Origin of the sequence: Polynucleobacter asymbioticus QLW-P1DMWA-1, assembly GCF_000016345.1 — a bacterium.
Taxonomy (GTDB): Bacteria; Pseudomonadota; Gammaproteobacteria; order Burkholderiales; family Burkholderiaceae; genus Polynucleobacter; species Polynucleobacter asymbioticus.
This window is the reverse complement of record NC_009379.1, coordinates 981172-994356: the sequence shown is the minus strand read 5'-3', so window position 1 is coordinate 994356 and position 13185 is coordinate 981172. Positions and strand designations below refer to the sequence as shown.

The window sequence follows — 13185 nt, the reverse complement described above, 5'->3', positions numbered from 1 at the left end:
TTGGTGCACCAAATCAAAGCATGAGCATTTTTGGTTCACGTAGAGAATTTAGGGCTATTGCCGACTGTTACAAATGATGCATGGAACAAATTGCACTAAGAACAGTCAAAGCACCCAAATTAAATGGGGCGTTGCCTGGCGTCTACCTCATTGGTGCTGGGCCTGGAGCCTCTGATCTCATCACTGTTCGGGGTTCAAGAATTTTGGCTCAGGCAGACATTGTTTTTTTTGACGCACTCATCGATATTTCTATGTTGGAGTGGTGTCCTAGCACTAGGTTGGTGCAGGTAGGCAAAAGATGCGGATCGCATTCAAGCTCTCAGCACTTCATCAACAAGCAATTGGTGGATGCTGCAGGTAAGTACTCAGTAGTTGTGCGCTTAAAAGGCGGAGATCCAATGATCTTTGGTCGTGCACAGGAAGAGATTGACGCTCTTGAGAAAGCAAACGTGCGCTATGAGATTGTTCCAGGCATCACTACTGCCTTAGCGGCCTCGGCAGAATTAAAGCAGCCTCCAACTACGAGAGAGTTAAGTAGAACCCTGACGCTGACTACTCTTCCAGGCCGTTGTGCGCACGAAGATCATAAAACCGCTATTTACTATATGGCGCGTGATCAGCTATCTGAGGTTGCGACAACATTGATTGCTCAGGGCTACACGGTAGATACCCCTGTTTGCTTGATGGAATCGGTCAGCCTGCCAACGCAACGCAGTTTTGCTTGCACATTAGATGAATTGCGCTTTGGTGATGTTCATCATCATTTTTTAGATAAGCAACCTGTTGTGGTGATGGTTGGAGAGGTTTATAGAAAAAAACTGCATACGCTTATCCCATTAATCGAGTCACAAAATCATTTCAACGTATTTCAAGCGGCATCTTAATTACTTACTAGGAGCTATAAATGAATTCATATCGTCCTTTTGATCCAGATAGACCTCTGTTTAGCAACCGCTGCAGCTGTGGACAGCATGCATCTGAGTTAGATCATGCAAACTCGCTTTCAGCAATGGTGGATGCCGAGCAGCAAAGCGCAGATTTTGTTGAGGCCAGCTTAGTTAAGGCTCTTTTTCCTCAAGAAGATCGTAGACGCGCATTTTTAAAGGCTGTTGGAGTTGGTGGAGCAATGAGCGCTCTCTCGGGCTTCTTGCCAGTAGGGTCCTTGCAGGCAATGGCACAAGAAAAAGCGCCATTAGAAAAACCAGACCTAAAAATTGGCTTTATCGCAATTACTTGTGCGACTCCACTCATCATGGCTGACCCACTTGGTTTTTATAAAAAACAAGGCCTGAAGGTTACGCTTAATAAGACCGCAGGTTGGGCTTTAATTCGTGACAAGATGCTCAATAAAGAGCATGATGCCTCACACTTTTTATCACCAATGCCGATCTCAATGTCAATGGGCTTGGGTTCTGATCCTTCTCAGATGCGTGTGGCCACAATTCAGAACGTGAATGGTCAGGCTATTACGTTGGCTAACAAGCATAAAGATAATCGTGATCCGAAAAACTGGAAAGGCATGAAGTTTGCTGTTCCATTCGAATACTCAATGCATAACTTCTTGCTGCGTTATTACGTTGCTCAAGCTGGCTTAGATCCAGATAAAGATATTCAGATTCGCGTTACACCTCCACCAGAGATGGTTGCCAACTTACGTGCCGGCAATATTGATGGTTTTTTAGGGCCTGATCCATTTAACCAGCGCGCAGTATATGACGAGGTCGGATTTATTCACATTCTGACTAAGCAGATTTGGGATGGTCACCCTTGCTGTGCTTTTGGAACCTCAGAAGAATTTATCCGTAAGAATCCAAATACCTTTGCAGCCCTCTATCGTGCAGTCTTAAATGCTTCGACGATGGCACGTGATCCTGCGAATAGACCTTTAATTGCTAAAGTAATTTCTACGCCAAATTACCTTAACCAGCCAGAGACAGTTGTAATGCAAGTTCTCACTGGTAAGTTTGCAGATGGTCTAGGCAATGTGCAAAACGTACCAGATCGCATCGACTTCAACCCAATTCCTTGGTACTCCATGGCAACTTGGATGTTGACTCAAATGCAGCGCTGGGGCTATGTCAAAGGCGATGTGAATTATAAGGACATCTCTGAAAAAGTATTCTTGCTTACGGACGCTAAAAAGTATATGGGCGAGACTGGCATTGCAGTTCCACCATTAGCTAAAGTGGGATACAAAAAAGACAAGATTATGGGTAAAGAGTTTGACCCTAGTCAACCGGCAGCCTATTTGAAATCTTTTCAAACTAATAAAGCATGAACTTAGGGTAAATGAATGAAAACAGTATCAATTAAGGTTAAAGGCGCAATTCTATCGGTTGTGATTTTGCTCATGTGCTTATTTATCTGGCATATGGCGACAACACAAAAAGTTACACCGCCGCCAGGAGTATCAACTAGTTCTAGTGAGTACAGCAGTCTCATGGGTCAGGGTGGTAGTGATCCTGTTCAAAAAACTGGATTCCCAACCTTAACGCAAATGGGGGAGACTATCTATAAGCAGTTATCACACCCTTTTTATGACAATGGCCCAAACGATAAGGGAATAGGTATTCAACTTGCTTATTCTTTGGCGCGTGTTGCCTTAGGATTCTTGTTGGCGATGATTGTCGCTATTCCGTTTGGATTCTGGATCGGCATGTCACCATTGGCTTACGAGGCATTTAATCCATTCATTCAAATTCTGAAGCCGATTTCGCCATTGGCTTGGATGCCTATCGCGCTCTACACCATCAAAGACTCTGCTATTTCTGGAATCTTTGTGATCTTTATTTGTTCCGTATGGCCAATGCTCCTCAACACAGCATTTGGAGTTGCTAATGTACGTAAAGAATTATTAAACGTTGCCAAGACATTAGAAGTCTCTCCTTTACGTAAGGCATTCTTAGTCATTCTTCCTGCTGCTGCACCAACCATTTTGACTGGTATGCGCATATCCATGGGTATTGCCTGGTTAGTGATCGTTGCTGCTGAGATGCTTGTTGGTGGTACCGGAATTGGTTACTTCTTATGGAATGAGTGGAATAACCTATCGCTCTCCAGTGTTATTTTTGCAATTCTTTTAATTGGTATTGTTGGAATGTTGCTAGATACAGCATTTGGCAAGTTACAAAAGGCGGTTTCGTATGCAGATTGAAAATACATTCCTCAAAGTTTCAAACCTCAGCAAGTCGTATAAAGCTGACGCACCTCCAGTATTTGAAGGAATAGATTTTGAAATCGAAAAAGGAGAGTTTGTTTGTATCATCGGCCATTCCGGATGTGGCAAAACTACTATTTTGAATGTGCTTGCTGGTCTTGAAGAAGCAACTGGCGGCAATGCCATCATGCTTGGTAAGCGTATTCAGGGCCCTGGTTTAGAGCGTGGAGTTGTATTCCAAGGGCATGCATTAATGCCGTGGATGACAGTACTGCAGAATGTGGCTTTTGCAGTGAAGTCAAAGTATCCCGATTGGTCAAAAGAGCAGATTACTGAGCATTCCAAAAAGTATCTAGCAATGGTCGGCTTGGTAAATGCTGAAAATAAAAAACCATCTGAATTATCTGGCGGTATGAAGCAAAGGGTTGGTATTGCAAGAGCCTTTGCAATTGAGCCAAAAATGCTACTACTTGATGAACCATTCGGAGCCTTGGATGCGTTAACTCGTGGGGTTATTCAGGATGAGCTACTCAAAATTTGCAAAGAAACAAATCAAACTGTATTTATGATCACCCACGATGTTGATGAGGCAATCTTGCTTTCTGACAAAATTATGCTGATGAGCAACGGCCCTAATGCACGTATCGCTGAAATCGTTGTCAACACTTTGCCCAAAGGAAGAAAGCGGGCCAATTTACATCATGATGCTATGTATTACCCAATGCGAAACCATTTAGTAGATTTTCTAGTCAATCGATCAAAGGATCTGCAGGTAAAAGGAGCTAAGGGTGAGTTGGATGGTTACAAGCCTGTAATAGTGCTTCCAGGTGTTGATGCGGTTGTTGCTTAATAAACTAAAACTTAAAACTAGGAGAAAAAGATGGATCGTTCAGTAGTTACACAAAAAATTATCGAAGCCAAAGTTCGCAATGGCATGAAGTGGAGTGATATTGCAAAAGCAATAGGAGAATCAAAGGAGTGGGTTACTGCAGGCTGTTTAGGTCAAATGACCTTTACTAAGGTGCAGGCTGAAGCCGCTGGTAAGTTATTTGATTTGACTGATGAAGAGATGGCTTGGTTGCAAATTGTTCCTTATAAAGGATCTCTGCCAACCGCCGTTCCAACAGACCCATTGATCTATCGTTGGTATGAGATTGTGAGTGTTTATGGCACTACTATTAAAGAGTTAATCCATGAAGAGTTTGGCGATGGCATTATGAGTGCAATCGATTTCTCAATGGATATCCAGCGCGAGCCTGATCCAAAGGGCGATCGTGTTCAAGTAGTGCTGTCAGGTAAGTACCTTTCTTACAAGACTTACTAAAAATAGATGCGCCCCTGAGAACCACCTTCGGGTGGTTTTTTATTGGGGTATGCTTAGTCATAAATTACTTAAAAATAGAGTTTAAAAATGCCAAACGCTATAGATTTCGAAACACTTGTTAGCCAAATTGGCGAGGCTGTGATTATTTCCGATCGAGATGAGAATATCTTGTTTTGGAACGCATCCGCCGAGCGTATTTTTGGATATAGCTCAGACGAGGCCCTAGGAAAAACTCTCAGTATTATTACGCCCGAGCGTTTTAGAGAGCGCCATTCAAAAGGATATTTTCATACCATTCAGACTGGTGTGACAAAGTATGGAAATACCTTATTGAGAGTGCCTGCTGTCCATAAAGATGGTCGCTCTATTTCTATTGCTTTTTCAGTGAGTATGCTTTTTGATGATCAAAATCAACCTATTGCTATAGCTGCGGTTGTCCGGGATGAGACTGAGCGCTTCCAGGAGGAGCGTAATTTAAAGGCCAAGTTAGCTGCATATGAGAAGGCAAGTAACGCTCCAAACGGGTAATCTTGCTGCAAAAATAGCCTTTTCAAATAGCTGCTTTGGGTCGAGCTGAGCCAGTCATTGGAGGGTAGGGCGAAGGGCTGCTTTGTCAAAAACAGGAGCCCATCGCCAACCCCATTGATTTATTGTTGGTTTGACCCGACTTTGAGGTGTCCTGTTACGTGACGGTCAGGCGGCTCTTATAAAGCACTTTTGGGGATGCTCAAGGGAAAGTAATTAGCTATTAGGGAAGGCAGCCAATAACTGCCATTGGTTACCGCTCAATATCAACAGGTCATTGTCACCAATGATGCCTGGCAGGCCACGCCCATATCCCCGCCGCTAGCCGCTCTATTTAAGAACAGCATGTCTTATTGCTGTATGCTAATTGCAGAAATATTAACAATGGAATATGTAATTATGAAAAATATTAAGGCTTTAACCAGCTTATTAGTTGCCGGATCTTTGATCATATCTTCCGTGGGTAATGCTTTTGCCTGCACGTCTCTTATGGTCATGGATAAAAAGGGGAATGCCTATCATGCCCGTACGATGGAATTTAGCGTACAGATCCCAACATCACTTACCTATTTCCCTGCGGGCACCAAAATTGAATCCGCTACACCTGCGGGCAAAAAAGGGCTTTCATTTAATACTCAATACGCCATCTTAGGGATGAGTGCGAACCTGATTCCAGGAGCCAAGCAGGTTGGATTTGTAGAAGGGGCGAATGACCAGGGGGTAAGCGTCTCAATGAACTGGTTGAATGATTCAACATCTCAAGCTGTTGGTACCGATGACACTAAAATTTTGGCAGCCAATGATTTAATATCGTGGATGCTTGGCAATTTCAAGAGTGTGGCTGAAATCAAAGCCGCCATGACAAATGGTTCTACTGAACTCTGGAACCCTATTTCGATTCCATTTGACAAGAGCGCGCCTATGCCTGGGCACTACGCAATCAATGATAAAACTGGTGCCGCCCTGGTAGTCGAATTTACAAATGGCAAAGCTAATGTGTATGACAACCCTGTCGGTGTTATGACGAATGGCCCAGACTTTCCATGGCACCTTCAAAATCTGAATAACTATACCTTTACTAACGTAGATAAAAACACTGGACAACTTGGCAAGTTAAAGCTGGGTACTCAAGATGCCGGAATTGCTTTGACGGCACTTCCTTCTGCACAAACCTCCCAAGGTCGTTTTGTTAAAGCAGCGTTCTACGCTAATTATGTCGGCAAGGCCAATTCACCCGATGAAGCTATAAATACACTTGGCCACATCATGAATAACTTTGATCGCCCCGTTGACTTGACGGTTGATGGTGCTGGTGGTGTAGGCGATGGCGCACGTAGCAAGTCCATCTCAAGCGAAGTTACTGAGTGGACGGTGATGAATGATCCAACACGGAATCTCTACTATGTGCGTAGTATTGGCGCGTTGAATTGGTCGGTGATTGATATGAATCAGCTAAAAGACGTGAAAACAATTAAATCAGTATCCACTTATGATGTTGATAAAGCCGGTGCTAATGCTTTCACACTATTTCTTAAGTAGGCAGCGTTGCCCACAAACTAGTTAAACCACCTTCGGGTGGTTTTTAATTTGCGACCAACTGCTTTGGCTCGATAAGCGACCAATCATTTAGTTTGGCTCAGAGGTCTCAAATAGGCCAAATAGGGGACGGTTAAATTCACCATCACCCTGGTTTATCAAGGCTAAATAATGGGGGTAAACCCTTTTTAAAAACATAATCTATATAAAAATTACACCTAATGTCTTAGCTCATTTATAAAGCCCCTAAGGCATAGGTCGCACGTTCGAATCGTGCTGAGCAGGCCAAAATAGTGGTCGAACCATTTAAATATATAGTTAGAACTTAAATAGAGTCTTGAAAGTGTTGAGATCAGAGCATGGGTAAAGTTCACAAAATAGTGATAGTAGGTGGTGGTGCAGGGGGCCTGGAACTGGCTACAAAGCTGGGGAATCGGTACGGCTCTGTAAAACCGAGCTCACGGAAAATAAGCGTCACATTGGTGGATAAAAATCGTACTCATATATGGAAGCCTAAACTCCATGAGGTTGCTGCAGGAATAATGGATCTTGCTGATCAAGAGTTAGACTACATCGCCCAAGCACATTGGCATCATTTTGCTTTTCGCATTGGTGAACTTATAGGCATTGATCGAGAGAAAAAGGAAATCCGTATTGGTCCTTTTTTAGATGACACAGGTGAATTAGTGACACCTGAAAGACTAATACCTTACGATACATTGATCATTGCAATTGGTAGCTTAACAAATGATTTTGGTACTCCGGGCGTAGAAAAATATGCTCAACGTTTAGAATCTCTAGCAGATGCGAAACGATTTCATTTGCGGATGATTAATGCGTGCCTTCGAGCGCAAACACAAACTTCTCCTTTGGCGTTAAATCAACTGAAAGTGGCTATTATTGGGGCTGGCGCTACCGGTGTGGAGCTTGCTGCAGAGTTGCATCGAACAACTCGTCAGGTTATCTCATATGGTATGGATCGCGTTGATCCAGATGCAGATATCAAAGTTATCCTCATAGAAGCTGCGCCCCGCATATTACCTGCACTCCCTGAAAGACTATCTGCAGCCGCACAAACGCTACTGGTAGATCTTGGCGTCCAAGTTATCACGAATGCAAAAGTAGAAGAAGTCTTTGCAGATAAACTGCGCCTCTCCGATGGAATGGAGATACCTGCTGAATTAATTATTTGGGCTGCCGGTGTTAAAGCGCCTGATTTTTTATATGAAATTGGCGGCCTAGAAAGCAACCGTGCAAATCAATTAGTGGTGTTACCTACGCTTCAAACTACGCGCGACCCCAATATCTTTGCAATGGGTGATTGTGCCGCCTGTCCTTGGCCTGAGGCTAATAATGGGAGAGGTGGGATTGTTCCGCCACGTGCTCAAGCAGCCCATCAACAAGCTTCCCATTTATTTACCCAAATTGAAAATATTATTCACAATGCTCCCTTGAAACCGTATCGTTATCGTGATTTCGGTTCACTTGTTTCACTAGGAAAATTTAGTAGCGTCGGCAGTATGATGGGCGGATTGATTGGTGGAAGCTTGATGATCGATGGTTTGTTTGCAAAGCTCATGTATGTGAGTCTTTATAAATTGCATCAATTGGCCTTACACGGCTGGATAAAGGTAATTCTCGATACGATCAGTCGTCTAATTCATCGGAGAACCGATTCGATTGTGAAGCTTCACTAAAACCACTTAATCCAAGGTTTTGGTTACAAGTTAGCTTGGTGCTGGGCAGGCAACCATACATCCCGTGCAGATTAAATCACTTCTCCAGACTCAAAACGGTCTTTTTTAGGCTTTTTTGACCTCATATAGAGGGATTTACTAATTCCCTAGGCATAAAAACACCATAAGCCGATGTTACAGTTGGGATGGAGGCTTATTTTTAGCAAATTGGTGCACGGGAATGTGTTCTAACCAACAAATTTGCTATAAATACATATGTATACACAAAAGCAGTTCATAGGAGAATATTCATGAAATACAAGAATTTGATCAGCGCGAGCGTTTTTGCTGCCAGCTTTTTAGTTGGTGCAATCGATGCAAATGCTGCAAGTCAGACTTTAGACAAAATTAAATCATCTGGTGCCGTAACAATGGGTGTGCGTGAATCATCGATTCCGATGTCATATACAACTGGCGATAGCCGTTTTGATGGCTACCACGTAGAAATTTGCCGCATGATTTTGGGTGACATTAAAGATAAGTTGGGCATGAGCACCTTGCGAATCAATTATCAGCCAGTGACATCCCAGAATCGCGTTCCCCTGGTTCAAAACGGTACCGTAGATATTGAGTGCGGCACAACCACTAATAATGTAAACCGCGCAAAAGACGTTGGCTTTGCTTACACTTTGTACGTTGAGGAAGTTCGTATTGCTGTTAAAGCCAATTCTGGAATTACTTCAATCTCACAATTGGCCGGTAAAAAAGTAGCCACTACAACCGGCACTACTTCGGTTCAATTGCTTCGTAAGCATGAAAAAGCCAATGGCGTGAACTTTGAAGAAGTGTATGGCAAGGACCATGCTGACAGCTTCCTATTACTTGAGTCTGGTCGCGCTGATGCATTTGTGATGGACGGCTCAATTTTGGCCGGTAATATTGCAAACTCTAAGAATCCTAAAGACTACAAGATCGTAGGCGAAGTGTTGAGCACTGAGCCAATCGCAATCATGGTTCGCAAGGATGATCCTGAATTTAAGGCTGCTGTAGATGCTGCCATAACCAAGATCGTTGCTAATGGCAATATGCCTAAATTGTGGAATAAATGGTTTCTGTCTCCAATCCCACCAAAAAATATCGTGGTTGGCCTAGCATTATCACCAGCAACTAAAAATGCATGGGCAAACCTGAATGACAAACCTGCAGAGGATTACAACAAGAAGTAATGTATTTCATTACCAATGAAATTAAATAATTGATGAATCTACGAACGCACTTATGGATTTAGGAATTTTTTGCAAAAGCACTTTAGATGGGGAAGTGGTAGATCACTGCTTCTCCTCTTTGCTTGGTATTGGACAAAATGCGGATCCCAGCTATTTAGACTGGTTGATGAAAGCCTGGGGCTGGACCCTAGCTGTAGCAGGTTTAGGTTTAATCATCTCTCTATTGCTTGGTGCTGTTATGGGCACTCTCAGAACGCTTCCTGCAGATACTCGTTTAAACCGTTTCCTGGTTAGGCTATCTACAACCTGGGTGGAGTTATTTCGAAATATCCCGATTTTGGTTCAGGTATTCCTGTGGTATCACGTCATACCTGCATTTATTCTTCCCTTAAAGGCTTTACCTTCTTATTTATTGGTTAGCCTTGCACTCGGATTTTTTACTTCTGCTCGTATTGCTGAGCAGGTAAGGGCTGGAATTCAGTCGCTTCCATCAGGACAACGTGCCGCAGCAACTGCATTGGGTTTAAATACTTTTCAAAGCTATCGTTACGTTATTTTGCCAATGGCCTTACGAATTGTTATACCCCCACTTACTTCTGAGAGTATGAATTTAATCAAAAACTCTTCAGTTGCATTTGCAGTATCCGTCCCTGAACTGACTTTATTTGCAATGCAAGCGCAAGAAGAAACTTCACATGGTGTTGAAATTTACTTAGCAGTGACGATCTTGTACGCTTTGTCTGCATTTGCGATAAACCGTGCAATGGCATTGATTGAGAAGCGCTCACGCATTCCTGGTTTTATCGTCTCAAATAACGAAGTGGCGGCGCACTAAGATGAATACATGGGTGATTTTATGTTGAGTCTTGATCTAAGTTTTTATAACTGGGAACTTTTTACAAGTTATATCCTAAAGGGTCTACTCTTTAGCGTTCAGTTGACTGTGATTGCAACGGTAGGAGGCATTGTTTTTGGCACCTTCCTTGCGTTGATGCGGCTGTCTGGAAAACCTTCTATGGTTTATCCGGCAACAATCTACGTCAATACAATGCGTTCAATCCCATTGGTCATGGTGATTCTCTGGTTCTTCCTCTTGATTCCAATGTTAATTGGCAGGCCAATTGGGGCAGATCTTTCGGCGACCATTACCTTTATCGCATTTGAAGGTGCATTCTTTTCTGAAATCGTGCGCGCTGGAATTCAGTCGGTTCCAAGAGGTCAGGGTTACGCTGCTGAAGCATTGGGCATGACTTACGGACAGAACATGCGTTTTGTTGTATTACCCCAAGCATTCCGCAATATGATCCCCGTCTTCATGACACAGACCATCATTTTGTTCCAAGACACATCTTTGGTTTACGCCATTGGCGCATATGACTTACTAAAAGGCTTTGAAATTGCCGGTAAAAATTATGGTCGCCCCATTGAGACATATATATTGGCAGCATTTACCTATTTCATTATTTGTTTCTCTCTATCAAAAATTGTTAGAAGAGTACAAGCCAAAGTGGCGATTATTCGCTAATAGATTTTTAATCCTCACTATTTCTAAATCATCATGATTGAACTTAAAGACGTTTCGAAGTGGTACGGCGATTTTCAGGTACTTACTGATTGCACTACCAGAATCAATAAAGGTGAGGTTGTGGTCATATGCGGACCATCTGGTTCCGGAAAATCTACCTTAATCAAAACAGTGAATGCTCTTGAACCATTTCAGAAGGGTGAGATCACTGTTGACGGCATTCAACTGCATGATCCAAAAACAAATTTACCTAAGCTAAGAGCTAGGGTTGGGATGGTATTTCAGCATTTTGAATTATTTCCACATTTGAGCATTACAGAAAATCTGACTCTCGCTCAAATCAAGGTGCTTGGGCGTTCGGTTGATGAGGCTAAAACACATGGCCTCAAATATTTAGAACGGGTTGGATTAATTGCGCAAAAAGATAAATTTCCAGGCCAGCTATCTGGCGGTCAACAGCAACGTGTTGCTATTGCTCGTGCATTGAGTATGGACCCAATTGTGATGCTCTTTGATGAACCTACATCTGCCTTAGATCCAGAGATGGTTGGCGAAGTCTTGGACGTTATGGTGAAGCTAGCCAATGAAGGCATGACTATGTGCTGCGTTACACATGAAATGGGTTTTGCACGTAAAGTGAGCAACCGCGTTATTTTTATGGACCAAGGTCGAATTATTGAAGATTGCACTAAAGAAGAATTCTTTGGCAATCCAGATGCAAGGTCGCTGCGTGCAAAAGATTTCTTGTCTAAGATTTTGGCGGGCTAATTGAAGTGACTAATTTATTGAAGTTCAGAATTAATTTAATTAGCGTATTTTGTTTGGCATTACCATTGTTATCAGCATGCTCTGCAGCAAAGATAGAGGCGCGTTTAGAGGCTAATCCGCAATGCAAAGATATTGTTAATCCAAAAACTGGCGCCGTAATGCCATGCCCAGGTACCGATAAAGCCTTTTATGCTGCGGCTGGGCTTGGTCCTAAAAAGGCTGCCCCCACCAATTCATCTGTTGATGCCAGTAATTTAACCCCCTCAGTCCCTGATATTGCCGGCAGCGCAACCTCTGCTCCTGCCTCTGTAGCAACATCAGATAGCACTTCTGTAGCGGCGCCTTCACAGCCCCCTGATTGCAAGCCTAAATTGCACCAAAAGTCTGGCAGTCTCATGCCTTGTCCAGCTCCTTAACTAGTCATTTAAACCCCATAAGATCACCATGAAAAAACTGAGTCTATTTACCGCTTCTGTCTCTGCGGCAATTTTGTTAGCTGCGTGTAGTAACACCCCATCATTAGTATCTCAACCAATGCCTAAATCTGGCTTCCTACCGAACTATTCATTGCTCGTTCCAACTAGCACTAGTGTGCAAGATGTTCGTCTTTGGAGATATCGTATAGCTGGCGTTAATCCAGGTACATACACAGCAGTTATTTTGGATCCAATTGAACTTAAGCAGAACGTCACTCAAAACGTGAGCTTAGCTACGATCAATCAAGCAAAGGCTAGCTTACAGGCATCGATGGTTGAGGCAGTAAATGCTCGTGGAAATATTCGTATTGTGACTAAACCGGGCCCTGGTGTAGCGCGTATTTCTGTTGGTATTACTGGGGCTGAGAGTTCTGCAGATAGCCTGCAGCCTTGGAATTTCACACCGATTGGATTGGCGATGAATGCTGCAGCTTATGCAGGTGGCGTAAATTCTAAAACCCCAGCCTTAGTTGTTGAGAGCAAAATTACTGATAGCAAATCAAATGAATTGCTCGGCGAAGGTTTGGCTGTTGTCCAAGGGGAGTCTTTCCGTACTGCCGCTGGTTCGGTTGAGTCTTTCATTGCAATGACAAAGAAAGTAGTCCTCGCTTCTTTGGAAGCATCAGCTAGCCCAGTTCCAACTTCTCTTAAGCAATAAGCTATGACCAAATCTTTTATGAAGATTACTGCGGCAGTGAGTCTAGGTCTCCTGAGCTCTTTATCTTTTACCTGTCAAGCGGCAGATAGCACAATCAATGCTGAAATAGCGGCACGTTTTGCTAAGTGCGATGTGAACCATGATGGTAAATTGACTCAGGAAGAGGCAAAAGGGTGCATGCCTAGAATTTACGATCACTTTGCATATCTTGACTCAGGAAACAAAGGTTATCTGACAGTTGCTCAAATACAAGCAGCTGCTAGGTAAAAATAATATCGAGAGCCTCTTCGGAGGTTCTTTTTTTGAGTGCTTAA

At 43.1% G+C, this 13185-nt stretch carries 15 protein-coding genes; all 15 read left to right on the top strand.

The features are described from left to right. Nucleotides 1-80 precede the first annotated feature (80 nt). The gene (cobA, locus tag PNUC_RS05210; RefSeq protein ID WP_011902839.1) at nt 81-884 is read left to right on the top strand and encodes a uroporphyrinogen-III C-methyltransferase; all 804 of its coding nucleotides are present in this window, start codon (nt 81-83) and stop codon (nt 882-884) included. A 20-nt stretch (nt 885-904) separates the two neighbouring features. After that, nucleotides 905-2278, top strand: coding sequence for a CmpA/NrtA family ABC transporter substrate-binding protein (locus tag PNUC_RS05205; protein ID WP_011902838.1), 1374 nt, complete (start codon nt 905-907; stop codon nt 2276-2278). A gap of 15 nt (nt 2279-2293) precedes the next feature. Then, complete coding sequence (gene ntrB / locus PNUC_RS05200) at nt 2294-3154, top strand: nitrate ABC transporter permease (protein ID WP_011902837.1); 861 nt, start codon at nt 2294-2296, stop codon at nt 3152-3154. Next, nucleotides 3144-4007 carry an ABC transporter ATP-binding protein gene (locus PNUC_RS05195; protein WP_011902836.1) on the top strand — a complete coding sequence of 288 codons (864 nt, stop codon included), beginning with the start codon at nt 3144-3146 and terminating at the stop codon, nt 4005-4007. The genes ntrB and PNUC_RS05195 overlap by 11 nt, the downstream gene beginning before the upstream one ends. A 30-nt stretch (nt 4008-4037) precedes the next feature. Beyond that, on the top strand, nt 4038-4481 hold the full coding sequence (gene cynS, locus PNUC_RS05190; protein ID WP_011902835.1) for a cyanase: 444 nt from the start codon (nt 4038-4040) through the stop codon (nt 4479-4481). An 87-nt stretch (nt 4482-4568) separates the two neighbouring features. Then, the gene (locus tag PNUC_RS05185; protein ID WP_011902834.1) at nt 4569-5009 is read left to right on the top strand and encodes a PAS domain-containing protein; all 441 of its coding nucleotides are present in this window, start codon (nt 4569-4571) and stop codon (nt 5007-5009) included. Nucleotides 5010-5405: 396 nt separating this feature from the next. Beyond that, the gene (locus PNUC_RS05180) at nt 5406-6545 is read left to right on the top strand and encodes a linear amide C-N hydrolase (RefSeq protein WP_064721991.1); all 1140 of its coding nucleotides are present in this window, start codon (nt 5406-5408) and stop codon (nt 6543-6545) included. A gap of 356 nt (nt 6546-6901) precedes the next feature. Then, nucleotides 6902-8239 (top strand): NAD(P)/FAD-dependent oxidoreductase, encoded by a 1338-nt coding sequence (locus PNUC_RS05175; protein ID WP_011902832.1) that lies wholly within the window; start codon nt 6902-6904, stop codon nt 8237-8239. 290 nt (nt 8240-8529) lie between these two features. Beyond that, nucleotides 8530-9444 (top strand): amino acid ABC transporter substrate-binding protein, encoded by a 915-nt coding sequence (locus PNUC_RS05170; RefSeq protein WP_011902831.1) that lies wholly within the window; start codon nt 8530-8532, stop codon nt 9442-9444. A gap of 52 nt (nt 9445-9496) precedes the next feature. Next, entirely contained in the window at nt 9497-10279 is a 783-nt protein-coding gene (locus PNUC_RS05165) for an amino acid ABC transporter permease (RefSeq protein WP_011902830.1), read from the top strand. Between the two features lie 21 nt (nt 10280-10300). After that, a complete protein-coding gene (locus tag PNUC_RS05160; RefSeq protein WP_011902829.1) occupies nt 10301-10969 on the top strand; it encodes an amino acid ABC transporter permease in 669 nt (222 codons plus the stop codon). 33 nt (nt 10970-11002) lie between these two features. Next, entirely contained in the window at nt 11003-11737 is a 735-nt protein-coding gene (locus tag PNUC_RS05155) for an amino acid ABC transporter ATP-binding protein (protein ID WP_011902828.1), read from the top strand. A gap of 5 nt (nt 11738-11742) precedes the next feature. After that, nucleotides 11743-12153 carry a hypothetical protein gene (locus PNUC_RS05150; protein ID WP_227717086.1) on the top strand — a complete coding sequence of 137 codons (411 nt, stop codon included), beginning with the start codon at nt 11743-11745 and terminating at the stop codon, nt 12151-12153. A gap of 28 nt (nt 12154-12181) precedes the next feature. Then, a complete protein-coding gene (locus PNUC_RS05145; RefSeq protein ID WP_011902826.1) occupies nt 12182-12871 on the top strand; it encodes a DUF3313 domain-containing protein in 690 nt (229 codons plus the stop codon). A 3-nt stretch (nt 12872-12874) separates the two neighbouring features. Beyond that, nucleotides 12875-13138 carry an EF-hand domain-containing protein gene (locus PNUC_RS05140; protein ID WP_011902825.1) on the top strand — a complete coding sequence of 88 codons (264 nt, stop codon included), beginning with the start codon at nt 12875-12877 and terminating at the stop codon, nt 13136-13138. Nucleotides 13139-13185 lie beyond the last annotated feature (47 nt).

Bases quoted from the DNA above. Each gene is read 5' to 3' on its own strand.
- cynS (WP_011902835.1), top strand. From the start codon at position 4,038: ATGGATCGTTCAGTAGTTACACAAAAAATTATCGAAGCCAAAGTTCGC.
- PNUC_RS05180 (WP_064721991.1), top strand. From the start codon at position 5,406: ATGAAAAATATTAAGGCTTTAACCAGCTTATTAGTTGCCGGATCTTTG.
- PNUC_RS05155 (WP_011902828.1), top strand. From the start codon at position 11,003: ATGATTGAACTTAAAGACGTTTCGAAGTGGTACGGCGATTTTCAGGTA.
- ntrB (WP_011902837.1), top strand. From the start codon at position 2,294: ATGAAAACAGTATCAATTAAGGTTAAAGGCGCAATTCTATCGGTTGTG.
- PNUC_RS05205 (WP_011902838.1), top strand. From the start codon at position 905: ATGAATTCATATCGTCCTTTTGATCCAGATAGACCTCTGTTTAGCAAC.
- PNUC_RS05175 (WP_011902832.1), top strand. From the start codon at position 6,902: ATGGGTAAAGTTCACAAAATAGTGATAGTAGGTGGTGGTGCAGGGGGC.
- PNUC_RS05145 (WP_011902826.1), top strand. From the start codon at position 12,182: ATGAAAAAACTGAGTCTATTTACCGCTTCTGTCTCTGCGGCAATTTTG.
- PNUC_RS05160 (WP_011902829.1), top strand. From the start codon at position 10,301: ATGTTGAGTCTTGATCTAAGTTTTTATAACTGGGAACTTTTTACAAGT.
- PNUC_RS05165 (WP_011902830.1), top strand. From the start codon at position 9,497: ATGGATTTAGGAATTTTTTGCAAAAGCACTTTAGATGGGGAAGTGGTA.
- PNUC_RS05195 (WP_011902836.1), top strand. From the start codon at position 3,144: ATGCAGATTGAAAATACATTCCTCAAAGTTTCAAACCTCAGCAAGTCG.
- PNUC_RS05185 (WP_011902834.1), top strand. From the start codon at position 4,569: ATGCCAAACGCTATAGATTTCGAAACACTTGTTAGCCAAATTGGCGAG.
- PNUC_RS05170 (WP_011902831.1), top strand. From the start codon at position 8,530: ATGAAATACAAGAATTTGATCAGCGCGAGCGTTTTTGCTGCCAGCTTT.
- PNUC_RS05140 (WP_011902825.1), top strand. From the start codon at position 12,875: ATGACCAAATCTTTTATGAAGATTACTGCGGCAGTGAGTCTAGGTCTC.
- cobA (WP_011902839.1), top strand. From the start codon at position 81: ATGGAACAAATTGCACTAAGAACAGTCAAAGCACCCAAATTAAATGGG.